General features: G+C 70.4%; 21 protein-coding genes. 11 read left to right on the top strand and 10 right to left on the bottom strand.

Annotation, left to right across the window (positions count from 1 at the left end):
- Positions 1-182 precede the first annotated feature (182 nt).
- The 4 genes from C7416_RS23515 to C7416_RS23535 all read right to left on the bottom strand — a co-directional run bounded on the left by C7416_RS23515 (position 183) and on the right by C7416_RS23535 (position 5,221).
- The gene (locus C7416_RS23515; protein WP_111521163.1) at positions 183-1,340 is read right to left on the bottom strand and encodes an MFS transporter; all 1,158 of its coding nucleotides are present in this window, start codon (positions 1,338-1,340) and stop codon (positions 183-185) included.
- A gap of 405 nt (positions 1,341-1,745) precedes the next feature.
- Positions 1,746-2,780, bottom strand: a complete 1,035-nt coding sequence (locus C7416_RS23525) for a Bug family tripartite tricarboxylate transporter substrate binding protein (RefSeq protein WP_111521164.1) — start codon at positions 2,778-2,780, stop codon at positions 1,746-1,748.
- Positions 2,781-2,805: 25 nt separating this feature from the next.
- Complete coding sequence (locus C7416_RS23530) at positions 2,806-4,059, bottom strand: alkyl sulfatase dimerization domain-containing protein (RefSeq protein ID WP_111521165.1); 1,254 nt, start codon at positions 4,057-4,059, stop codon at positions 2,806-2,808.
- Positions 4,060-4,288: 229 nt separating this feature from the next.
- Positions 4,289-5,221 (bottom strand): LysR family transcriptional regulator, encoded by a 933-nt coding sequence (locus tag C7416_RS23535; RefSeq protein ID WP_111521166.1) that lies wholly within the window; start codon positions 5,219-5,221, stop codon positions 4,289-4,291.
- A 197-nt stretch (positions 5,222-5,418) separates the two neighbouring features.
- Between C7416_RS23535 and C7416_RS23540 the strand changes: the two genes are divergently transcribed.
- The 6 genes from C7416_RS23540 (at position 5,419) to C7416_RS23565 (ending at position 11,934) form a co-directional block, all read left to right on the top strand.
- Positions 5,419-6,642, top strand: coding sequence for a CaiB/BaiF CoA transferase family protein (locus C7416_RS23540; RefSeq protein ID WP_111521167.1), 1,224 nt, complete (start codon positions 5,419-5,421; stop codon positions 6,640-6,642).
- Positions 6,639-7,313 (top strand): enoyl-CoA hydratase/isomerase family protein, encoded by a 675-nt coding sequence (locus C7416_RS23545; protein WP_111521168.1) that lies wholly within the window; start codon positions 6,639-6,641, stop codon positions 7,311-7,313. The genes C7416_RS23540 and C7416_RS23545 overlap by 4 nt, the downstream gene beginning before the upstream one ends.
- An 11-nt stretch (positions 7,314-7,324) precedes the next feature.
- Positions 7,325-8,557, top strand: a complete 1,233-nt coding sequence (locus tag C7416_RS23550; RefSeq protein WP_111521169.1) for an acyl-CoA dehydrogenase family protein — start codon at positions 7,325-7,327, stop codon at positions 8,555-8,557.
- A gap of 43 nt (positions 8,558-8,600) precedes the next feature.
- Positions 8,601-9,746 carry an acyl-CoA dehydrogenase family protein gene (locus C7416_RS23555; RefSeq protein ID WP_111521170.1) on the top strand — a complete coding sequence of 382 codons (1,146 nt, stop codon included), beginning with the start codon at positions 8,601-8,603 and terminating at the stop codon, positions 9,744-9,746.
- 102 nt (positions 9,747-9,848) lie between these two features.
- Complete coding sequence (locus tag C7416_RS23560) at positions 9,849-10,853, top strand: Bug family tripartite tricarboxylate transporter substrate binding protein (RefSeq protein WP_111521206.1); 1,005 nt, start codon at positions 9,849-9,851, stop codon at positions 10,851-10,853.
- 55 nt (positions 10,854-10,908) lie between these two features.
- Entirely contained in the window at positions 10,909-11,934 is a 1,026-nt protein-coding gene (locus C7416_RS23565; RefSeq protein ID WP_111521171.1) for a porin, read from the top strand.
- A 228-nt stretch (positions 11,935-12,162) separates the two neighbouring features.
- Here the strand turns inward: C7416_RS23565 and C7416_RS23570 are convergent, their stop codons facing one another.
- From C7416_RS23570 to sorA, 4 genes are all read right to left on the bottom strand, one after another.
- A complete protein-coding gene (locus C7416_RS23570) occupies positions 12,163-12,648 on the bottom strand; it encodes an SRPBCC family protein (RefSeq protein WP_111521172.1) in 486 nt (161 codons plus the stop codon).
- Positions 12,638-13,024 (bottom strand): ArsR/SmtB family transcription factor, encoded by a 387-nt coding sequence (locus C7416_RS23575; protein ID WP_111521173.1) that lies wholly within the window; start codon positions 13,022-13,024, stop codon positions 12,638-12,640. Before C7416_RS23575 ends, C7416_RS23570 begins: the two co-directional genes overlap by 11 nt.
- Before the next feature lie 99 nt (positions 13,025-13,123).
- Complete coding sequence (sorB, locus tag C7416_RS23580) at positions 13,124-13,780, bottom strand: SorB family sulfite dehydrogenase c-type cytochrome subunit (RefSeq protein WP_111521174.1); 657 nt, start codon at positions 13,778-13,780, stop codon at positions 13,124-13,126.
- Between the two features lie 10 nt (positions 13,781-13,790).
- On the bottom strand, positions 13,791-15,062 hold the full coding sequence (sorA, locus tag C7416_RS23585) for a SorA family sulfite dehydrogenase catalytic subunit (protein WP_111521175.1): 1,272 nt from the start codon (positions 15,060-15,062) through the stop codon (positions 13,791-13,793).
- Positions 15,063-15,365: 303 nt separating this feature from the next.
- On the opposite strand from sorA, the gene C7416_RS23590 reads away from it, so the two are divergent.
- Genes C7416_RS23590 through C7416_RS23600 form a run of 3 tightly spaced genes read left to right on the top strand, consistent with a single transcriptional unit; the run spans position 15,366 to position 18,899 of the window.
- Positions 15,366-16,721: a uracil-xanthine permease family protein gene (locus C7416_RS23590; RefSeq protein WP_111521176.1), complete on the top strand. Its 1,356-nt coding sequence runs from the start codon at positions 15,366-15,368 to the stop codon at positions 16,719-16,721.
- A 19-nt stretch (positions 16,722-16,740) separates the two neighbouring features.
- Complete coding sequence (locus C7416_RS23595; RefSeq protein ID WP_111521177.1) at positions 16,741-18,189, top strand: amidohydrolase family protein; 1,449 nt, start codon at positions 16,741-16,743, stop codon at positions 18,187-18,189.
- A gap of 2 nt (positions 18,190-18,191) precedes the next feature.
- On the top strand, positions 18,192-18,899 hold the full coding sequence (locus tag C7416_RS23600) for a sulfite exporter TauE/SafE family protein (RefSeq protein ID WP_081479531.1): 708 nt from the start codon (positions 18,192-18,194) through the stop codon (positions 18,897-18,899).
- Positions 18,900-19,389: 490 nt separating this feature from the next.
- Here the strand turns inward: C7416_RS23600 and C7416_RS23605 are convergent, their stop codons facing one another.
- Complete coding sequence (locus tag C7416_RS23605; protein ID WP_111521178.1) at positions 19,390-20,427, bottom strand: LacI family DNA-binding transcriptional regulator; 1,038 nt, start codon at positions 20,425-20,427, stop codon at positions 19,390-19,392.
- A gap of 53 nt (positions 20,428-20,480) precedes the next feature.
- Positions 20,481-21,416, bottom strand: coding sequence for a LysR family transcriptional regulator (locus C7416_RS23610; RefSeq protein ID WP_111521207.1), 936 nt, complete (start codon positions 21,414-21,416; stop codon positions 20,481-20,483).
- 153 nt (positions 21,417-21,569) lie between these two features.
- Between C7416_RS23610 and C7416_RS23615 the strand changes: the two genes are divergently transcribed.
- Together C7416_RS23615 and C7416_RS23620 are read left to right on the top strand one after the other, a co-directional pair.
- Positions 21,570-21,776: a DUF3311 domain-containing protein gene (locus tag C7416_RS23615; protein ID WP_111521179.1), complete on the top strand. Its 207-nt coding sequence runs from the start codon at positions 21,570-21,572 to the stop codon at positions 21,774-21,776.
- 12 nt (positions 21,777-21,788) lie between these two features.
- On the top strand, positions 21,789-23,171 hold the full coding sequence (locus C7416_RS23620; RefSeq protein WP_111521180.1) for a sodium:solute symporter family protein: 1,383 nt from the start codon (positions 21,789-21,791) through the stop codon (positions 23,169-23,171).
- The last annotated feature ends 4 nt before the right edge of the window (positions 23,172-23,175 follow it).

A 23,175-nucleotide genomic window follows, 5' to 3' on the forward strand; every position in this document is an offset into this window, starting at 1 on the left:
TTCTGTTGTTGCGGTCGTTCCATGCAGCGCGCAGCCGTGCCCGGATGCCGCTTGCGGCACCGGGTCTTCGTGGGGCGTGCTGTTTTTCTGAATCGATACTAGTGGCTGGGTAGGGCGCGCGCTGTCGGTGAAGCTCCGACATCGGTATAGGAAGAAGTCGACTGGCTGGCGGCGGCGCCGCCTCACGGCAGCGCCGCGTGCCAGCGGGGGCCGCGCACCGCGGCGAGCGCCAGGCCGAAGGCCAGCGCCACCATGGCGCTGCCCAGCCACGGTGTTTGCAGCAGCGCGCCGCGGTCCACCATCACGCCGCCCAGGCCCGCGCCCACCGCCACGCCCACGTGCATTGCGGCGACGTTGATGCCGATGCGCGCATCGGCGTCAGCGGGTGCCTGCCGCACCAGGAAGTTCTGCACGATCGGCGAGACCGACCAGCTGATCGCCCCCCAAACCATCAGCGCCGGCAGCAGCAGCCACGGCGAGATCGCGGCCAACGGCAGCACTGCCATCGATACGCAGAACGCCGCCGGGCAGGCCAGCAGCGCGCGGCCCGTGCCGATGCGGTCCGAACACCAGCCGCCCAGCCAGGCCCCGGTCACGCCGGCCACGCCGAAGGCGGCGTAGCACGCGGTCAGGGCGCGCGCATCGGCGCCAACATGGGCCTGCAAATAGGGGCTGAGATAGGCAAACAGCGTGAAATGGCCGCCGATCATCGCCACCGACACTAGCTGCGCGCACAGCCCGCGTGCATCAGCCAACGCCTGCCAGTACGCGCGCAGCGAGGCCGTGCGCTGCAACGGCGAGCGCGGCAGGCCGCGCCACAGCAGCACCGCCGGCAGCAACGCCAGCAGCGCGAGCGTACCGAACACCGCACGCCAGCCCGCCCACTGGTCCAGCACCATGCCGGCCGGCACGCCCAGCACCAGCGAGCCGCTGATGCCGACAAAGACCAGGCCGAGCGCGCGCCCGCGCGTGGCCGGTGTCGCCAGCGCGGTGGCCAGCATCACCGCCAGCTGGATCACCAGCGCGCAGCTGGCGGCCATCAGCACGCGCGCGCCGAACAGCACGGCGTAGCCGGGGCTGGCCGCGGCCACGCCGTTGCTGAGCGCGAATAGGCCGAGCGCTGCCAGCAGCAGCGTCTTGCGGTCGCCGCGCGTGAGCAGCGCGGCGGCCAGCAGGGCGGTGAGGGCAAAGACGGCGGAGAAAACGGTGGTGAGCTGTCCGGCGGTCGCCAGCGAGACGCCCAGGCCGGTGCTGAGCGAAGGCAGGATGCCGATGCAGATGTTCTCGGCGATGCCGGCGAGGAATACCGTTGCCGTCAGCAGATAGATGCGCCTGTCCACGATGGACTCCCGTCGGTTGGACGCCGCGGCATTGCAGAGCGGCAATGCGTAGCGGCCGTGGGTCGGCGGGTTTCGAGGCGGGGCTTCGGTTATCCCAGGAGCCGCCACCATACGACAGTCGCGGCGAACGGGCAAGAGGCCTTGCTCCACGCTGCCGCTTGCCGGAGAGGCGCCGGGTGGGAGGGCAGGCGGTGGCATACCGCAGGCATGGACTTTGTCGAGACTCCGGCCCTCTCCCCAACCCTCTCCCGCAAGCGGGAGAGGGAGTACACAAGCGGTCGTTTGAATCGATCGAGGCGATTAACGTTGCTGTGGGTTTGCTCCCCTCTCCCGCTTGCGGGAGAGGGGCCGGGGGAGAGGGCAGGCGCTTCCACAGCGCGCCGGCCTTTGCGCTTGCCCCCGACTTCAGTCGACGCTGATGTTGTTCGCCCGTATCACCTTGCCCCACACCCCCACATCCGCGCGCACCGTCTGCGCGAACTGTTCCGGGGTCTTTGGCGGCGCCATGCCCATGTTCAGCTGCAGGAAGCGCTCGCGCATGGCCGCGTCCGCCAGCAGCCGGTTCACCTCGGCATTGAGCCGCTGCACGATCGCGGCGCTGGTGCCGGCGGGCGCGAACAGGCCATACCAGCTGTCGGTGTCGAACGGAAAGCCCTGCTCGGTCATGGTCGGCACCTCGGGTGTGGCCGGGGCGCGGCGCGTGCCGCTGACCGCCAGCGCGCGCAGCTTGCCCGCGCGGATCAGCGGCAGCGACGACGAGGTATCGACGAACGCCGCCTTGATCACGCCGCCCTGCAGGTCGGCCAGGATTGGCGCCACGCCCTTGTACGGCACGTGGCGCAGCCGGATGCCGGTCTGCATGGCGAGCGCCGCCATGGTCAGGTGCCCGCCCGAGCCGATGCCCCACGAGCCGTAGTCGTACGCATCCGGGCGCTTGCGCACCTGCTCGACGAATTCCTTCAGCGTGCGCGCCGGGAAGTCCGGCGTCACCACCAGGAAATTGCCGCCGGCGCCGATCTGCGCCACCGGCTGCAGGTCGCGCAGGCCGTCATACGGCAGCCTGGACTGCAAGGTCTGGTTGATCACCACCGCGGCGGCGTAGGTGAACAGCAGCGTGTAGCCGTCGGGGCTGGCCTTGGCCACGGCATCGTTGCCGATGATGCCGTTCGCGCCCGGCTTGTTGTCGACCACGATGGTCTGGCCCAGCGCCTGGCCCAGCGATGCCGCCAGCGTGCGCGCGAACAGGTCGGTGCCGCCGCCCGGCGGCGCCGGCACCACCAGCCGGACCGGCCGCGCCGGCCAGCCGTTGCCGGCGTACAGCGGGCTGGCCGCGGCGCCCATGCCAAGTGCGATGAGGCCGCGCAGCAGCGTGCGCCGGCGTGGGTCCGTCAGTGGTGCGGCCGCAGCTGCAAGGGTGCTGAATGGCACGGCATGTTCCATGGTGTCTCCCGGTGCAGAAGGCTTGCTAGTGCAGGCCGAAGTTGTCCGCGGCCTCGCTCACCAGCGCGTCGGCGGCCGCCCCGTACAGGCTGCGCGAGACATAGCTGCGCACCTGCGTGGCGCGCTGGCGCAGCCACGCCGCCTTGAGCCGGCGCGCCTCGCGCACGCTCGGGGTTTGATCCGGTGCCAGCGCCAGCACGTCGATCACGTGCAAGGCCAGTTGCGTGTCGCCGCGCTCGGCCAGCGCCTGGGCGTGGCGCAGCAGCGCGCCGTGGTCGGCCACGGCGGCGGCGATCTCCGCTGCCGCCTGCTGCGGCGGCGCCGGGTGCAGCGTGGTCGCGTTGCGGTCCCACCAGCCGTTCTCCGAGCGGTAGATATCGCGCGCGATATAGCTGGGGTCGCCATACGTGGGCCGCATCCAGGGCTGGTCGAACAGCGCCGCGGGCGGCCGCAGCGCGGCCAGCATCTGGCGCTCGTTGCAGCCCGCGTTCATCAGCCGCACCACCTCGGCGCGCAGCCAGCGCAGGGCGCGCGCGGTTTCGCCCAGCACGCGCTGGCATTCGGCCTCGCCCTGCACGGTGGCGCCGAATTCGCGCACGACGGACAGCGGTTGCAGCGCCGCCAGGCGTTCGAGCGTATCGGCCCAGCGCACGGTGTCGCGCATGGTGCGGAACGGCGTGCCGATATTCGGGATCGAGTCGATCACCGCCGGGCCGCCGTAGAGCACGCGGCGGCCGGGCAGCCAGACCGCCACCGCGTCGTCGGTCTCGGACGGCGCCCACAGGATTTCGGCGCGGCGCTCGCCGTGGCCCAGCGTCACGCCGTCGGCAAAGGTTTCCGTGGGTGCCACCTGGGCCAGCTTGCCCGCCAGCGCGCCGGCCGGCTGGCGGAACTGGATCTCGGCCATGCGCTGCTGCATGCGTTGGGTCTCGCGGTAGCGCGCCTGGCGCGCCAGCACGTTGACGTGGGCCAGCACGCGCGGCGCGGGCTCGCCGCGCGCGGCGGCGTGGTCCAGCCATTGCTGCAGGCCGGCGTTGTAGCCCAGGTGGCCGTGGCTGTAGCAGATTGCCAGCACCGGCAGGCTGGTCTGCGTGCGCAGTGCCTCGATCATGCCCCGCGTGACGCGACCGCCGGGGCCGCTGTCGACCACCAGCAGGCCGTCGCCGATCTCGGCAACGAAGCTCTGGCCCTGCCCGTGCAGCAGCCATACCCCGTCGCCGGCGCTGTCGATCCCCGTGCCCGTGACCAGCGCCGACGGCCGGTCTTCGATGTCCTGCATGCTTGCCTCCCTGCGGTCCGGTTGTTGTCCAGCGCCACTGTCGGGCAAGAAGGCGCCGCGCAGGGATTGGGGAAAATCCCGCCGCGCCGCGGCGCACCGGCCGCAAAGCCAGCGCCGGCGCGGCGCGGCGGCGGTTCGGGAATTTCGGGTGTAAACCGCTGGTTAGCACCGAGCCGCTGCTGGCAGTTCCCGCGCGCCGCGCGCTGCGCTAACGCGCGCCAGGCGCGAGCTAGGCGGGGCGGCGCAGCGGGCTGTCGGGCAGGTGGGTCAGGTAGTGGACTTCGCGCCGCAGCTGCGTGGCAAATTGCGCGGCGACCGGCGTCATCGGCGAATCGGCGCGGTAGATCAGGCTGACGCGGTGGCTGGGCAGCCGGTCTTCGATCGGCAAGGGCACCAGCCCGGCGGCGGCGAGCTGGCCCGGCACCAGCTGGCGCGGCAGCATGCACAGCAGGTGGCGGTCCTGCAGCAGCGACTGGATCATGCCGATGGTGTCGCAGCGTACCGCCACGCGCGGCAGCGGCAGGTTGTGTTCGCGAAAGGCATCGAGGATGGCAGCCCCGGGGCCCTGCATGCGCTGGCCAGTCAGCACCCAGTCCGAGCCCACCAGCTCGTGCAGGCGGCGCGCATGCCGCAGCGGGTGCTCGCGGTGCGCAACCACCACCGAATCGTTGTTGTAGAGCGGCTCGCAGGTGAACTCGCGCTCGATGCCCTCGTCCGGCACCGGGCTCACCGCCATGTCCATCACGCCCGCGCGCAGGTCGTCCAGGTGCATCGGGTAGACGCCGCTGTCGATGCAGACCAGCACGTCCGGATGCTGGGCGCGGAAGCGCGTCAGCACCGCCGGCAGCAGCAGGTGCGCCGGGCCGCCGGTGGCGCCCACGCGCACCACGCCGTTGCGCGCGCCCAGCATTTGCCGCATCTCATCGCTGGCCTTGCGCGCCTCGGTGGCGATCAGGCGTGCGCGTCGCACGAAGGCCTCGCCATAGCGCGACAGCACCACGCCGCGGGTGGTGCGGGTCAGCAGCGGCACGTGCAGCTCTTCCTCGAGCTGGCGGATGCTCTTGGTGAGTGCCGGCGCCGACACGTCGCGGGCGCGCGCGCCGGCGCGGATGCTGCCGTGCTCGGCCACGGCGATGAAGTCCTGCAGTTGGTTCAGGCGCATGGAGAGTCCCGTTCAGGCGATGGCCAGGGCGCCCAGCATAGCCGCAATCCGCGGGCTTCGGGATAACCCGGGGTGCTAACCCACGGTTTGCACCGCAGCCGTTTTGGCATCTGCCGTGATGCGCGGTGCTACCGCATGATCGCTCCACATCGACGCCAACCGCCGGCCGCGCCGGCTTCTTCGGGGAGTGAAACCGCATGGCAATCCGGCAAGACCTGCCGCTGGCAGGCATACGCGTAGCGGAGTTCGGGCAGTTCATCGCGGCGCCGGGCGCGGCCATGATGCTGGCCGACCTGGGCGCGGACGTGGTCAAGGTGGAGGCGTTGCGCGGCGACAGTGCGCGGCGCTTCGACGGCACCAGCCCGCAAAGCCCGATGTTCCTGGCCTACAACCGCGGCAAGCGCGGCATCGCGCTGGACCTGCGCACGCCCGGCGGGCTGGATGCGGCGCGGCGGCTGGCACTGGCCAGCGACGTGGTGCTGCACAACACCCGCGCCGGCGTGATGGAAGCGCTGGGGCTGGACGCCGCCACGCTGCGCGCCGCGCGTCCCGGCCTGATCCACGCCTCGATCAGCGGCTTCGGCACGCGCGGGCCGTCGCGCACGCGCCCCGGGCTGGATATCGCCGCGCAGGCCGAGAGCGGCATGATGTCGGTCACCGGCGAGGCCGGCGGGCAGCCGCTCAAGGCCGGCTTCGCGCTGATCGACGCGGCCACCGCGCTGGCGGCCGGCAATGCCATCCTGGCGGCACTGTTCCGGCGCGAGCGCACCGGCGCCGGCGAGACCATCGAGACCTCGCTGCTGTCGGTAGGCGTGCAGCTGCAGGCCCAGCTGTGGGCCGAGTACCAGTGCTCCGGCGCGCTGCCGGTGCGCAGCGGCAACAGCCAGCCCAAGGCGGCGCCGGCGGCCGACGTGATCGCGGTGGCCGACGGGCATATCGTGCTGTCGGCCTATCTCGACGAACACTGGACGCGGTTGTGCGAAGCCATCGGCCAGCCGGCGCTGGCGCACGACCCGCGCTTTGCCAGCAACGCACTGCGGGTGCAGAACCGTGCGGCGCTGCTGTCGATCCTGCACGACGCCATGCGCCACCTGAGCGGCGATGCCGCACGCGCGCTGCTCGAACGCCACCAGGTGGTGGTGGGCGTGGTGCGCGACTACCACCAGGTCAGCGCCAGCGCCGATGTGCGCGCCAGCGGCATCATGCGGCCGGTCGACGACGGCGAGGGCGGGCGGCTGGAATTGCCCGGACTGCCTTTCACCATGGCAGGCCTGCCTGCCGGCGGCGTGCCCGCGGTGCCGCGGCTTGGCCAGCATACCGCCGAGGTGCTGACGGAACTGGGCTACGGCGCCGCGGAGATCGATGCCATGGCGCGTGCCGGACACATCGGCATGGAACACGTCGCGCAGGAGGCGGCATGAACGCGCCGCAGCCTGCCGTCCTGCTGCAGCGCCACGCCGGCTGGGCCGAACTGGTGCTGAACCGCCCCGCGCGCCGCAATGCCATCGACATGGCGCTGGCGCGCGCGCTCGGCGACGCGATCGAGACCCTGGCCGCCGACGACAGCGTGCGCGCGGTGGTGCTGCGCGGCGCCGACGGCGGCTTCTGTTCCGGCCTGGACCTGCAGGCGCTGCAGGCCGAACCCGGCGGGCTGGCGGCGTTCGCGCCGGTGTGGGAGCGCGTGCACCAGGGCCTGCGGCACAGCCGCAAGGCGTGGGTGGTGGCGCTCGAGCGCCATGCCATCAACGGCGGCGCGGCGCTGGCGCTGGCCGGCGACCTGCTGGTGTGCGGCGCCGGCGCCTTCCTGCAGATCGGCGAGATCCGCCTGGGCATGGCCGCGCCGCGCAATGCCGAGTGGCTGGCGCTGCGCCATGCGGAAGCCGTGGCCGCGCGCCTGTGCCTGCTGGGCGACCGCGTGCCCGCGCCCGAGCTGCTGCGCCTTGGCATCGCCACCGAGATGGTCGACGACACCCAGGTGCTGGACCGCGCGCGCGGGCTGGCCGCCACCATCGGCGGCTTTCCGGCGGAGGGCGTGGCGGCGATCAAGGGCGGCATGCGCGCGGCCTCGGTTGCGCGCGCCAGCAACGCTTGAAGGCAGACACCATGACCGATTCCCCTGACAACATAAACCACGACGACGAGGCCTCGCTGCAGGCCTTCCGCGGTGAGGTGCGCGAGTTCGTCGCGCGCGCGCTGCCGCATGCCGTGCGCGAGAAGGTCCGCCTCGGGCTGGAACTCAGCAAGCAGGAGCTGGTCGACTGGCAGCACCGGCTGGCCGAGCGCGGCTGGCTGGTGCCGCACTGGCCGGCGGCCTGGCAGGGCTGCGACTGGAGCGCCGAGCGCCGCGCCGTGTTCCAGGAGGAGCTGGTGCTGGCGCACGCGCCCGAGAGCGGCGGCATCACCCTCGAGATGATCGGGCCGATCCTGATCCGCTACGGCACGCCGGCGCAGCAGCAGTATTTCCTGCCGCGCATGCTGAACCAGGAGCACTGGTGGTGCCAGGGCTATTCCGAGCCCAACGCCGGCTCGGACCTGGCGTCGCTGAAGACGCGCGCGGTGCGCAAGACCCGGCCCGACGGCAGCGAGGTCTACGTGGTCAGCGGCAGCAAGATCTGGACCTCGTACGCGCAGTACGCCGACTGGATCTTCTGCCTGGTGCGCACCGATACCGCGGCGCGCGCGCAGCAGGGCATCAGCTTCCTGCTGATCGACATGCGCAGCCCCGGCGTCAGCGTGCGGCCGCTGGTCGGCATCCACGGCTGGCACCTGTTCAACCAGGTGTTCTTCGACGAGGTGGAAGTGCCGGTGGCAAACCGCGTCGGCGACGAGAACGCCGGCTGGTCCATCGCCAAGTCGCTGCTCGAGCACGAGCGGCTGAACCTGGCGCGCGTGGCCGAGAACCGCCGCCGCCTGGCCAAGGTGCGCGCCATCGGCGCGGAGCTGGAAGAGGGCGGCCAGCCGCTGCTGCAGCGCCCGTGGTTCGCGCGCCGGCTGCGCGCGCTGGAGGTGCGGCTCGAGGCGCTGGCGGCGACCGTGCTGCGCTTTCGCCGGCAGGCGCGCGCGGGGCAGGCGCTGGGGCCCGAGACCGGCATGCTCAAGCTGCTGGGCAGCCGGCTGATCCAGGACATCGAGAACCTGGCGGTCGACGCGCTCGGCCCGGACACGCTGGCCTATGACCGTGCCGCGCATTTCGAGCCGGCGCTGCCGCCACCGGGCCAGTCCGCCTACGCCGCGGCAGCCTCGGCGCGCCGCTTTGTCACGCGCGGCTACACCATCGCCGGCGGCTCCAGCGAGATCCAGCACGAGCTGCTGGCCAAGCAGGTGCTGGGCCTGTAGCGCGGCCACGGCGGCTGCTACTTCTGCATAAGGACACCAACAGATGAGCGATGCAACGGACGATCGCCGCATGCTGCGCGACAGCGTGCGGCGCTATCTCGAACGCGGCTACGGCTTCGAGCAGCGCCGCGCCGCGCTGGCCGGGCCCGAGGGCTTCTCGCGCACGCACTGGCGGGCGTTTGCCGAGATGGGCTGGCTGGCGCTGGGTTTGCCGGAAGCCTGCGGCGGCCTGGGCGACGCCACCGACCAGGCGCTGCTGGCGCAAGAACTGGGCCGCGCCCAGCCGGCCGAGCCGTGGCTGGCCAATGCCGCGCTGTGCGCGCCGCTGCTGGCGGCCTGCGGCGATCCCGCGCACATGGCCGCCGCGGCGGCGATGGCCGAAGGCGGCGCGATGCTGGCGCTGGCCGCCTGGGAAACGCAGGGGCGCTACGACGCCTTCGATATCAGCACCACCGCGCACGCCCACGCCCCCGGGCAATGGACGCTGGACGGCCGCAAGACGCTGGTGCTGGGCGGCGGCAGCGCCAGCCTGCTGCTGGTGCTGGCGCGCACCGGCGGCCAGCGCCGCGAGCGCCATGGCCTGACCCTGTTCGCGGTGCCGGCGGATACGCGCGGCGTCAGCGTCGAGGCGCTGCCGACCTACGACGGCCGCCAGACCGCCAGCGTGACGCTGCGCCGCGCCGTGGTGCCGGACAGCGCGCGCATCGGCCTGCTTGACGGTGCCTGGCCGCTGGTGGAGGCCGCCATCGACCGCGCCACCGTGATGGCCTGCGCCGAGGCCGTCGGTACCATGTCGCGCGCCTTCGACCTGACCCGCGACTACCTGGCGACGCGCGAGCAGTTCGGCCGGCCGCTGATCGCGAGCCAGGTGATCCGGCACCGGCTGGTGGACCTCTATGTCAGCGTCGAGCAGGCGCGCGCCATCACCGAGGCCGCGGCCGACGCGCTGCAGGGCGATGCGGTGGCGCGCATGCGCGCGGTCTCGCACGCCAAGGCCTTTGTCTCGGAGGCCGGGCGCGCGCTGGGCGAGGACGCGGTGCAGCTGCACGGCGCCGTCGGCATGACCGACGAGGTCGAAGTCGGCCATTGCTACAAGCGCCTGGCGGCGCACGCCAACCTGTTCGGCGATGCCGACTGGCACTACGAGCGGCTGGCGGCACTCGATCACGCGGCGCAGGCGCAGGCCTGAGCCGGTTCAGCGCGGGCGCCCGGGACAGCCGGCGCGCCCGCTGACGACACGCCGGCAACGTACCGGCATGCGCGGCCAATGCGCCGCAACGGAGACAGCAATATGAACAGCCAGCACACTGGCGCCCGCAAGGCGCGCGCCACGCGCGCGGCCCTGGGCGCGGCGCTGATCCTGGCGGGCGCCGCCAGCGCGCACGCCGAGGCCACCTACCCCAGCAAGCCGATCCGCATGGTGCTGCCGTCGGGCGCGGGCACCGTGACCGACCAGACCGCGCGGCTGGTGGCCGAGCGCCTGAGCGCGGGGCTGAAGCAGCCGGTGGTGGTCGACAACCGCCCCGGCGCCAACGGCATCATCGCCAGCGAGACCGTGGCGCGCGCAGCGCCCGACGGCTACACGCTGCTGTTCACCTATGCCGCGACCATGACGGTGAACCCGTGGACCACGCCGTCGCTGCCGTACGACCCGGTCAGGGATTTCACGCCGATCGCACGGCCCAGCCAGCCCGGCGGCAACCTGCTGGCGGTCAGCGCCGAGGTGCCGGTGCGCAACCTGCAGGAACTGATTGCCTATGCCAAAGGCAGCAAGACGGAACTGGCCTATTGCTCATGGGGCGTCGGCTCCGGCGGCCACCTGGCGATGGAATACCTGAAGGCCAGGGCCGGCATCCACTTGCGCCACATCCCGTACAAGACCGCGACCCAGTGCAGCAACGACCTGGCCGCGGGCCACGTCACCATCGGCATTACCGATGCCATCTCTTCGGTGCCGCACCTGAAGTCCGGCCGCATCCGCGGCATCGCGGTGTCCGGCCCGGAGCGCCTGCTGACCGCGCCCGAGGTGCCGACCATGTCGCAGCAGGGCGTGCCGTTCCAGCAGGCCAGCTGGGTCGCTATCTTCGGGCCGAAGGGCCTGCCCGCGCCGATCGTCGAGCGGCTCAACGCCGAGGTCAACCGCATCCTGCAGACCCCGGCCGACCGCGCCAAATTCGCCGCGATGAACCTGCAGCCGGCCGCGCCGTCGAGCCCGGCCGACCTCGGCAAGCTGCTCAGCGCCGACCTGGCGGCATGGGGCGAGGTGGTGAAGGTAGCGGGGCTGCAGGCGAAGTAGGGCAGACACACAACAACGAGGACGGGAGACAGAGAGCGTGAAGGCAACACAGTGGATGGCGATGGGCGTGGCCCTGGCCGCGGGCAATGCCGCGGCCGGCACCATGCAGTTGTTCGGCGTGGTCGATGCGTCGATCGAATACGCCAAGGGCTCGGACAGCGTGGTGCGCATGCGCGAAGGCCAGCAGGCCGCGTCGCGCTGGGGCATCCGCGGCATCGAAGACCTCGGCGGCGGGCTCAAGGCCAACTTCCTGGTCGAGTCGGGATTCAATATCGACACCGGCACGGAATTCTTCGGCAACAACCGGCTGTTCGGGCGGCAGGCCTACCTGGGCCTGTCAGGCGGCTGGGGCGAGGTCCGGCTGGGGCGGCAGTACACGCCGTCGTTCTATGCGCTGCTGCGGCTGGACCCGTTCCTGCTGAATGGCGCGGTGTCGCCGTTCAACCTGCTCAGCGCGACCGCATCGCAAGGCACCGGACATGTGGCTTACGGCGCGCGCTTCGACAACGCGGTGCAGTACTTCTCGCCCAAGTGGGGCGGCTTTGGCTTCGGCGCGGCGGTGGCGCCGGGCGAGGTGCCGGGGTCGGCGCGCTCCGGCCTTAACTTCGGCATGAACGCGACCTGGGAGGCGGGCAACGCCTATGCGTTCTACAGCTACCAGGGGATGTATTCGGGCGCCAACGTGCCGGTGGAGCCGACGCTGACGTCGAACCATTTCGTCGGCGGCTCGTACCGCTTCAAGCCGGTGGAGATCGGCCTGCTGTTCAGCGCGGCCAGCAGCGACCGGCCCGAGACCCGCTCGGCGCGCCACTACGGCGTGACCTTCAGCTGGTCCGTGACCCAGCGCGACACCTTCAAGGCCGCCGCGCTCAAGCGCCAGATCCTCGGCGGCGGCCAGCGGCCGCTGGCCGTCACGCTGGGCTGGGACCACGACCTGAGCAAGCGCACCACGGCCTACGTGCGCGCGGTGCTGGTGCACAACAGCGCCGGCGGCAGTGTCAGCAACAACAGCATCGTGATCGATCCGGGGAGTGGGGATGATGCGAAGTCGGTGAGCGTGGGGTTGCGGCACCGGTTTTGAATGTCAGACACCGGAGAGCCGCAGCGACATCATTGCCTCGAGCTCTCCAACTCACGCTTGTGTACTCCCTCTCCCGCTTGCGGGAGAGGGTCGGGGTGAGGGCGAGAGCATCGACGAAGTGAAGGCTATCGCTATTGCCAGCGCCTGCCCTCACCCCCGGCCCCTCTCCCGCACGCGGGAGAGGGGAGCACACCCGCAGCTTTGCCGACGGTATCGGCATAACCCTGCTCACTTCAACTGCTGCGCAAACTCCTCCAGCTGCGTAATGCACGTCCCCCAGCCCTCATAAAACCCCATCTCCTCATGCTGCTTGCGCGTAGCCTCGTCGGGATGCATCACGCGCGCCACGTAGCGGGTGCCGTCGCCCTCGTCGGCCATGGTGATGACCGCGGTCATCGACAGCCACGGCGTGCCGGGCCGATAGCCGGCGACCAGCGCCGAGGTCGAGACGATCTTCTCCATCGGCACGATCTCGAGGAAGCAGCCGGGGTTGTCGCTGGTGCCGCCATCGGGGCCTTGCATGAAGGTATGGAAGGCGCCGCCGGGGCGCATGTCGAAGGCGCGGACTTCGGTGGTCCAGGGCTTGGGGCACCACCATTGCTTGAGCAGCTGCGGATCGCTCCAGGCGCGCCAGACCTTGGCGCGCGGGGCCTTGAGCAGGCGCGAGATGACCAGGTCATGGCTTTCCGGGCCGGCGGCGTTTTCATTCGTCATGGGACTGTTCCTCTTGATCAGGTGCTTCGACAAAGGCCGCCAGGCGGTCGGTACGGGCCTCCCACAGGGCGCGCTGGTCGGCCAGCCATTGCTGTGCGTCGGACAGCGGTTGCGGCACCAGCTCGCAGGTGCGCACGCGCCCCGTCTTGCGCGAGCGGATCAGGCCGCTGCGCTCCAGCACCTGCAGGTGCTTCATGAACGAGGGCAGCGCCATCGCGAACGGTGCTGCCAGCGCCGAGACCGTTTCCGGCCCGCGCCCGAGCGTGCTGACGATGGCGCGGCGGGTCGGGTCCGCCAGCGCGTAGAACACGCCGGACAGCGGGGAAAGATCGACAGCCTGGGACACGTCTGCAAACTCGGCACAATGGTTAGCCATGCGGCTAAGTATAAGGAGCCGGCCGAAACTTGCAAGCCCCAAATGCAAGGTGCCCCGGACCAGCCGGGGCGCCTTTCAGTCAGCGCAGTGCGTGCGCGCCTATTGCTGGCGGACATAGGCCGCCAGGGCCTTCACTTCCTCGGGCTTCAGGCCGGCGAACGGCGGCATCGGCACCGCCCCCCACTTGCCGCTGCTGCCGCCGCGGATGCTGGCTTCCAGCCTGGCCTGGGCCTGCGGGTCGCCCTTGTAGCGCACCGCAACCTCGTGATAGGCCGGGCCGACGATCTTCTGCGTCACGCCGTGGCAGCTCAGGCAGGCGTTCTTCGCCAGCAGGCCCTGCACGTCCACTGCCGTGGCAGTTGCCGCCGGCGTGGCCTCCGCAGCGGCCGGCTTGCCGGCTTTGTGCGCGATCGCCACGATCTCCGGGTCCTTGATTTTCGCGGAGCCGTAGGCCACCGCGAGGTAGGCGCCGAGCTGCTCGACCTCGGCGTCGTCGATCGGCGCGCCGTAGGCCTGCTGCATCTTCTTCATCTCGGCGGTCCACTGCGCCAGCGTCAGCCCGGGCGGCTGGTACGAGACGTAGTCGGCGGAATGGCACATCGCGCATTTCTGCGTGGCGATGCCGTAGCCGGGGAGTTTTGCCGGCTTGAGTTTGACGTTCTCCGCCGGCAGCTTGATGTCCTGCGGCGCGGCGCCGGCATGGCCGGCACCGAGCAGGGCGAGCGCCAGCAGCGCGGGGGCGATGGTTGCTTTCATGGCGCGTTCCTCAGGCGATGGTGACCGGCGTGGCTTCGATGACATTGCGGCGATAGCCGGCGGGGTTCCAGTTGGCCTTGGCCGGCTGGGTTTCGCCGTTGTTGCTGGTGGCGCGCACCATCAGCACCGCCGGGCCCTTGCGCGCGAACTTCACCGGCAAGTGCCAGGCGCGGAACGAGAACCGGCCCAGGTCTTCGCCCAGCTTCGCGGCCTGCCAGTTCTGCCCGCCGTCGACCGAAACCTCGACCGTGCGGATGCCGGAGCCGCCGTCGAAGGCAATGCCCTTCAGCTCGACGGAGCGGCCGGCCGGCAGCCTGCCGCCGCTTTCGACGCTGGTGATGAAGCTGCGCACGGCCAGCGTCGAGATCGGCCGTGTCCTGGCCGCCGGCGTGCCGGGGGCCACGCACTGGCAATCGTTGTCCGGCACGCGGTAGCCCTTGGTCATGAAGAACGCATCATGACCCTCGAACGGGCGGTCGAGCACCTCGATCTCGTGCAGGTGCTTGATCCAGTAGGTGCCGAAATAACCCGGCACCACCAGCTTGAGCGGGTAGCCGTTGAGCAGCGGCAGGTCTTCGCCGTTCATGCCCCACGCCAGCAGCGGTTCGCCGTTCATCGCGTGGGCGATATCGAGCGACTTGCGGAAGTCCGGCGTGCCCGGCAGCACCGGCGCGTCCATGCCGTTGAAGGTCACCACTTTGGCGCCGGCCTTGACGCCCGCGTGCTCCAGCACCTTGCGCAGCGGCACGCCGGTCCAGCGCGCATTGCCCATCGCGCCGTTGGCCAGCTGCGCGCCGAACACGCGCGGCTCGGAAAAGCCGCGGCTGTTGCCCGAGCACTGGTTGACCGCGACCACGTGCACCGGCTCCGCCAGCCGCTTCAGTTCATCGAGCGACAGCTGCAGCGGCTTGCCGACGTGGCCGCCGACGCTGAGGCGGTAGGTGGCCAGATCCACCGACAGCGGCAGGTTGGCCAGGTGGTAGCGCACGAAGAAGGCGTCGTTGGCGGTGATCGGCCCCTCGTTGAAGGCGGAGAAGGGCGTCTCCAGGTGCGGCGGCCGGGTGCTGACGCGCACCAGTGGGCGCTTGCCGGGATAGCGCACCAGCGGACGCGGGCCGTCGGCCAGCGTCACGCCATCGGTGGCGCGCGCGGCCTGCGCGGCTAGCGTGCCCAGCGGCGAAGCGCCCAGCGCCAGCAGGCCTGCGCCCTGCACCAAACGGCGCCGCCTGGATAGCGGCCGGTCGTGGTCGGCAGATTGCGCCGGACGGTTCTTGTCTCGCATGGGTCGTCTCCTTTGGGGGCATGTTGTGGCGCGCAAGGCGCTGTGGCGGGTACTTTGACGCCGCCTCATCAACTTGTGAAACGGGTTTTGCTGCTAGCCGTTATCGATTTATTCGATATAGGGGAAGACCACGGCTGCCTCGCCGACAAAACCGCTTGCATCGCAAATTGGGTTTCCCTACACTTACAAAAACGTTTTTGTTAGCGGAAATCGATAATATCTGCGGCGAATTGCGCACAGACGCAGCCAGTGGCCGAAGCGCCACCGGCACAACGCCCGACACACCAAACGAGGAGCAAAGCAATGTCCCACCCCGCCCCCGCGCCGGTGGATGAACGGCTGCCATGGCGGCGCCTGTTCGTCTTCGGCCTTCAGCACGTACTGGTCATGGCCGCGTCGCCGATCGCGTCGGTCTTCCTGATGAGCAAGGCGCTCAACTTCCCGCCCGCGCTGGCGGTGCAGCTGCTCAGCGCCACCTTTGTGATCTGCGGCCTGGGCACGCTGCTGCAGTCGCTGGGCAAGCGCGGCATCGGTGCGCGGCTGCCGTTCGTGATGCTGCCCGGCGGCGCGCCGATCGTGCTGTTTATCCTGATCGCGCAGCAGACCGACGTGCAGACCGCGGCCGGCGCGGTGATCCTGACCGGGGTCTTCTACTTCCTGGTGCTGCCGGTGTTCCGCCGCTGCCTGCGGTATTTCCCGCCGGTGGTGGTGGGCACCATGCTGCTGCTGGTGGCGATCAACCTGGCGCAGGTCTCGGGCAAGCTGGTCGCCGGCCATCCGGCCGCGGGCAGCGCGGTGGATCCGCTCAACCTGCTGCTGGCCTTCGCCACCATCGCCTGCACCGTGGCGGCATCGCGCTGGCTCAGCGGCATGCTGGCGCAGCTGGCGATCCTGCTCGGGCTGCTGGGCGGGGCGCTGGTGGCGGGGCTGGCCGGCGCGTTCCACTTGGGCCAGGTGTCGATGTCGCCGCTGCTGGCGTTGCCGACGCCGTTCCCGTTCGGCTGGCCCACCTTCGACGTGGTGGCCGCGATCCCGCTGATGGTGTTCGCCGTGATCTCGATGGTGGAGGCCACCGGCCAGACCCTGGCGATCAGCGATGCCGTGGGCCGGCCGGTGGACCAGCAGCGCGACGTGCCGCGCACCATCCGCGCCGACGCGCTGACCTCGCTGCTGGGCGGGATGTTCGGCACCTCGCTGATCATCACCAGCGGCGAGAACATCGGCATCGTGCGGGCCACCGGCGTGCGCTCGCGCTTTGTCACGGCGATGTCGGGCGCGATCCTGGTCGCGTTCGGGCTGCTGGTGCCGGTGTCCTCGCTGATCAGCGCGATCCCCGAGGCCGTGGTCGGCGGCACCGGGCTGGTGGTGTTCTGCATCGTCGGCACCATGGGCATCGACATGCTGCGCAAGGTAGACCTGCGCGACCACGCCAACATGTACGTGGTGGCGGTGGCGCTGGCCGTGGGCCTGCTGCCGATCCTGGTGCCGGGCATCTATGGCGGCCTGCCGGCCAACCTGCGCATCCTGGTGGGCAATGGCGTGGCGATGGGCGCCATCACCGCGGCGCTGCTCAACTTCCTGTTTTTCCATACGGGTCTGCGCACCGCGACGGCTGACACGGGCGCGATCGCGCGCGACGATGCCGCCGCCACGCACTGACCCCGCTTCCTGCATTGCAATGACCGAACCTTATGCCTCGACGCCGGCCTGGCCCGGCGACCTCAACCCGGCGCTGGCGCCGGACAGCTTCCAGCGCCCGCGCATCCTGCTGCCCGAATGGACCCTGCTGCGCCAGGGCGCGGTACGCGGCCACGCGGTGGTGGTGGAGGGCGGCCGCTTCACCGCGGTCGGCCCCGCCGAAGACGTCGCCGCGCGCTACCCGCAACTGGAGACCCTGCCGCTGCCGCGCATGCTGCTGATGCCGGGCATGATCGACACCCATCACCACCTGACCCAGTCGTTCGGCAAGTCGCTGGTGTTCGGCGAGCCGTCGGAGATCTTCCGGCGTGTGTGGGTGCCGCTGGAGGGCAGCCTGAAGGCGGAGCACCTGTACCTGTCGTCCAAGCTGGCGGCGCTGGAAGCGCTGCGCGGCGGCTTTACCACCGTGGTCGATGCCGGCACGCGCAGCGAGGCCGGGCTGGACGCGGTCGCGCGCGCGGTCAGCGATGCCGGCGTGCGCTGCGTGCTGGGGCTGATCTGCAACGACAAGCCCGGCGCCGAAACGCTCGACGCCGCGCCCATCCTGCGCCGCGCCGCCGCACACCTGGACCGCTACGCCGGCGATGCGCTGGTGGCGCCGTCGCTGGCGATCTCGATCCCGGAGGTGGCCTCGGACGCGATGCTGCATCACGTCTACCAGCTGTGCGCCGAGTCCGGCCGTATCTTCCAGACCCATGCCAACGAGCACCTGGTGGCGGTGGAGCGCTCGCTCAACGGGTGCGGGCGCCGGCCGATCGAGCATCTGGCCGCGATCGGCGCGCTCGGCCCGGCGGCCTTGCTCGCGCACGCCACGCTGGTGACGCCGCAGGAGATCCGGCTGCTGGCCGACAGCGGCGCCGCCGTCGCCTACAACCCCGTCGCCAGCGCCTGGAAGGGCAACGCGGTGGCGCCGGCCGAGACCATGGCCACCTTCGGCGTGCGCCTGGGCCTGGGCACTGACGGCACCCGCAGCGACGGCTTCCGCCTGCTCGACTATGCCGAGGCCGCGCAGCGCTTCGCCTTCGGCATCGGCGTGGGCGATTCGTCTTGCGGCGCGGGCTGGCGCTGGGTCGACATGGCCACGCACGACGCGGCCGATGTGGCCGGGCTGGGCGCGCTCACCGGCGAGATCGCTGCCGGCAAGCGCGCCGACTTCCTGCTGGTCGACCTGGACGTGCCAGAGTTGACGCCGTCGTGGGACCTGACCTGGGAGCTGGTGCGCCTGGCCAACCGCGACCAGATCCGCGCGGTCTTTGTCGACGGCAGCCTGCGCCTGTGGCAGGGCTGGCCCACCGACTGGGACGCGCGCGCGCTGATGCGCGACATCCATGCCATGGCCGAGCACACCGTCGCCGGCGCGCCGATCCGCAAGCTGCATGACGCCGCCGACGTGCATCGCGCCCGCCATGCCGGCACGGAGGCGGCATGAGCATGGACATGACCCTGTTCAGCGTCGGCGTGGCCGTGTTTACCGGCGCGCTGATCCAGGGCGCCACCGGCATGGGCTTCGCGCTGATCGTGGTGCCGGTGCTGGCGCTGGCCGCACCGGCGATGCTGCCGGGCGCGCTGCTGCTGGCGATGCTGCCGCTCAACGCCTACGTGGCCTGGCGCGAGCGCCACGCCATCGACATGCGCGGGGCCGGCTGGATCAGCGCCGGACGCGTGGCCGGCACCTTCGGCGGCCTGTGGGTGCTGGTGGCGATGCCGATGGCGTGGCTAAACGCGCTGGTCGGCGGCAGCACCATTGCCGCGGCGGTGGTGTCGTTGCTGGCGCCGGCGTTTACGCCGGGGCGGTTGACCTTTGCTTCTACCGGCCTGATCACTGGCGTGACGGAGACGGCCACTGGCGTCGGCGGGCCGCCGCTGGCGCTGGCGTACCAGCACGCGCCGGTGGCGACCTTGCGCGCCACGGTGGCGCTGTGCTTCCTGGTGGGCGAGGTGATCTCGCTGGTGGTGCTGGCGTTGAGCGGCAAGCTTGGCATGGAGCAGGTGTTCTATGCCGCGGGGTTGCTGCCGGTGCTGGGCGTCGGCATGGTCGCCAGCCATCTGGTGCATCGGCGGATTAATCAAAGGATGTTGAGGGTGGGGGTGTTGGGGTTTGCGTTGGTGTCAGGGGTGGTGGTGTTGGTTAGGGGTTAAGGGGTTGGGGGTGTTGAATGCGGTGTCGTGCTTGGCGGGCGCTGCTGTTTCGCCGGCGTAGCCGGCGACCTCCTTTCTGTCCGAGCGACAGAAAGGAGGCAAAGAGCGCGTCGCCTGGGCGGCTGGCCATGGCGGCGTTGGCGGTTCTAACGGTGGTGACTTGCGGTGAGGCGGTTGGCGGTTCCACCCTGCTGACGCTACCAGGAAGTGCCTGGCGTTCGAGGTCGGATGGACGAACCCGACTTTAGGTCGGTGGCCGCCTGCTAAGCACGTTATTGGTGGGACGCCTTCGGCTGCGCTGCGCGCGCTCCCTATCTCAGGTCTTTTGCTCTGGCACGGAGTGCTTCGCTACGCTCGCACGCGCTGTCGCTGGAGATCCCTCTGGATCTTATTGCCCGCTTGTTTGCTCCCCTCTCCCGCGTGCGGGAGAGGGGCGGGGGAGAGGGCCGGCGCATCTACGAAGTCCGGCACATCGCTTCCCGAGAGTCCGTCAAGCCTCCGGCATCGACGACGCTCTCACCACCAGTTCGGGCTTGGGTCCGGTGATGACCGTGCGGCTGCGCTCGCCCGACAGGTGCGCGAACAGCAGTTCCACCGCCAGCGACGCGACCCGCTCCAGGTGCAGGTTGACCGCGGTCAGCGGCGGCTGCGCGCTGCGCGCGCGGATGCCGTCGTAGCGCGTCACCACCAGCACATCGTCGGGCACGCGCCTGCCCAGCCCTTGCAAGTGCGCCATGGCCCCGACCGCGAAGGCATCGACCGGCGCGCACAGCGCATCCAGCCCCGGCATCATCGCCAGCAGCTGCGCGCAGGCCTCGGCGCCCGCCGCTTCGCCGTGTTCCTCCGCCGCCTTGACGACATGGCAGGGCAGCCCCAGCGCCTGCGTGAACTCGCGGTAGGCGCGTTCCGTTTCCACATATGACTGCCGCGGCGCCGCGCCGATCATCAGGCCGATCTGTCGCCGCCCGTGGCCGTGCAGGTGCGCCAGCAGCAGCCGCGCGGTCTCGGCCGATTGCAGGTCGACGCAGGGCACCGGGGTCTCGGTCAGCGGCTCGCGCCCGATCGAGACGATGCTGACGCCGCGTTCGCGCAGCCGCGCGATATGCGGGTCGCCGGCGATCGGCTCGATCACGATGGCACCGTCGATATCGAGCGTATCGAGCAGCCCGCCCGCGCCTTCCAGCGGCGGCACCAGCACCACGCCCAGCCCGCGGCCCATCGCCGCCTCGGCCGCGATCGCAGCCACCTCCATCATGAAGCCCAGCCGCGAAGTGCCGCCCGCCACCGCGAACGGCATCGACGACAGCAGCGCGATGCAGTTGGCGCGTCCCGACTGCAGCCGCTGCGCCCGCACGCTGGGCCGGTAGCCCAGCTCCGCCGCGATGCGCTTGACCCGAGCGCGCGTGGCCGGGTCCAGCACGCCGCGATCGTTAAGCGCGTGCGAGACCGTGGTCAGCGACACGCCGGCGGCGCGGGCGACGTCGTGGATGGTGAGGCGGCGGGGGCGGTCGGGCGTGGAATCGGTCATGCCGGGTTTGAGCTGGGAATCAGGCGGAGCATACATCAGCGGTGATGGGCAGGTCAGCGGCGCGCGCCCTGCCTGGCCGGCGCCGACGACAATTCCTTCCAGTGCTCGCGCGTGAAGGCGTAAAGCGTCTCCAGCGCCGGCGACAGCGAGCGCGCGGCCATGCGCGCGATGCCGTAGCGGCCGCAGCGGCGCGGGTCGGGGGGCATCGGCACTTCCGCCATCACGCCCGCGGCGCGTTCCTGCCGCGTGATCGACAGCACGCCGAACAGCAGCGTATCGGTGGCCAGTGTCACGCTGCGCAGCATGTCGAGGTTGTCGCAGTGCAGGGTGAAGAGCTTGTCGGGCGCGGCCCCGGGCCCCCATAGCTCGGCCAGCTGGCGGCTGACGATGGTGCTGAGCGTGGTGGTCGCCACCGGGTAGGCCCGGATCGCCTCGATATCGATGCGGCGCTTGCGCAGGATCGGATGGCCGGCGCGGCACACCAGGCCGGCTGGCAACTCGCCCAGAGGTTCAATGTCGACATCGTCGGCGGCGCGCAGTACATAAGCGTCGCCGACGATGGCGTCGATGGTCTCGCGCCGCAGCGCGTCGAGCAGCGCGCTGGTGGCGCCGGTTTCGGTGCGGACCTTGATGCGCGGGTGCGCCTGCGCCATGTGGATCAGGAACGGCGTCAGCAGCAGCGCGGCAGGCGCGGGCGCCACGCCGATCGTCAGCGAGCCTTCCTCGCCCCCGCGCAGCAGCTCCAGGTCGCGGCGCAGCTGGCGTTCTTCCAGCCGCATGCGGCGGGCGCGGTCGGCCACCAGTTCGCCGAACACCGTCAGGCGCGCGCGCCGCGCGCCGCGGTCGAACAGCGGCGCCTTCAGCTCGTGCTCCAGCGCGCGGATGCTGCGGCTCAGCGCCGGCTGGGTCAGGTGCACGGCGCGTGCAGCCTCGGAGAAGGTGCCGTGTTCGACGATGGCGAGCAGGTGCAGAAGTTTCTGTGTGTCCATGCGGAATCCCATGCGTGTTAGTTATGGGAGCGGTTCGATATTTGCATTTGAATCATATATCGGCGCTCCCTATGATGACCGGAACACAAGAGCGGCCCGGTGACAGCGCACACGGCGCCCGCCATCCACCGTCCATCGGAAACCGGAGACATCATGCTCAAGCTGTTTATCGGCCTCGGCCTGCCATATATCGGCGTCATCGGGCTGCTGCCCTGGGTGGCGACCGTCGAGCGCTTCGTGCTCGGCGTGCCCTTTATCTACGCCTGGATCTTTGCCTGGTTCGTCCTGACGTCGGGCTGCATGCTGGCGTGCTGGCTGCTGTACGACCGCCACGCCGCCGACGCGGCGCATGAAGCGTGAGGGAGAACAGCCATGACCACAGCGGTATTCCTTGGCTTTATCGTCTTCTCGCTCTATCTCGCCATCCGCTCCGGGAAGGGCCACGGTGCGCAGAGCGTGCATGACTTCTTCGTCGCCTCGCGGCAGTTCGGCGCTTACCTGGTGTTTTTCCTGGCGGCCGGCGAGATCTACAGCATCGGCACCATGGTGGGCTTTCCCGGCGGCATCTATGCCAAGGGCCCGACGTATGGCGTCTGGTTCCTCGGGTACATCCTGCTGGCTTACCCGCTCGGCTATTTCCTCGGGCCGAAGATCTGGCAAGCCGGCGCGCGCTACAACGCGATCACGCTGCCTGACCTGTTCAAGGGCCACTACGGCAGCCGCGCGCTCGAGCTGATCGTCGCCGGATCTTCCATCTTTTTCCTGCTGCCATGGGGCCAGCTGCAGTTCACCGGTCTGGTGGCGGCGCTCAAGGGGCTGGGCTGGGAGTTCGATCCCGTATACCTGGTGCTGATCTCGGCGGCGCTGGCCTTCACCTATATCGCCATCTCCGGCGTGCGTGCGTCGGCCTACATCGCCATCCTGAAAGACATCCTGATGGTGGTGGCGATCGTCGCCACCGGCGTTGCGGTCGGCTGGAAGGCCGGCGTGGGCGATGTCTTCCATGCCGCCAGCCTGCAGGTCAGCAACCAGATGAACGACACGCAGCTGCGTTTCTCGATGAGCACCATGCTGTTCCAGGCGCTGGGCTTCTACGTGATGCCGTTCGCGGTGCAGAACTTCTTCACCGCCAAGAGCGCCAACACCATCCGCCGCACGCAGGTGGCGATGCCGCTGTACATGCTGATGTACCCGTTCCTGGTGCTGGCGTCGTACTACGCGATCAGCCAGAACCTGCAGCTGGCCTCGCCCAATGAAGCCTTCTTCGCGGCGGCGGTGCGCTTGCTGCCGGACTGGCTGCTCGGGCTGGTGACCGCGGGCGCCGCGCTGTCGGGGCTGCTGGTGCTGGCCGGCATCTGCCTGGCGATCGGTCCGATCGTCACGCGCAACCTGCTGCCGGGCATGCCCGAGCAGCGGCAGAAGCAGGGCGCCAAGGTGGTGATCGTGGTGTACCTGGTGCTGTCGATCGCGATGACGCTGGCCACGCCCAACCTGATGCTGACGCTGATCAACACCACCTACTACGGCGTGACGCAGTTCTTCCCCGGCGTCATCGTGATCCTGTTCTCGCTGAAGGTGCGGCCGATGGCGATCGCGCTCGGGATCCTTAGCGGGCAGGGGCTGGCGATTGCGCTGTACGCGCAGCAGGCCGATTTCGGCGGCATCAACCTCGGCCTGGTCAGCCTTGCGGTCAATTTGCTGGTGACCGTGGTGGCGAACTACACGCCGCGCCTGGCGCGCGTGCAGCCGGCCTGATCCT

The sequence above is a fragment of the Cupriavidus phytorum genome (assembly GCF_003254285.1).
Taxonomy (GTDB): domain Bacteria; phylum Pseudomonadota; class Gammaproteobacteria; order Burkholderiales; family Burkholderiaceae; genus Cupriavidus; species Cupriavidus phytorum.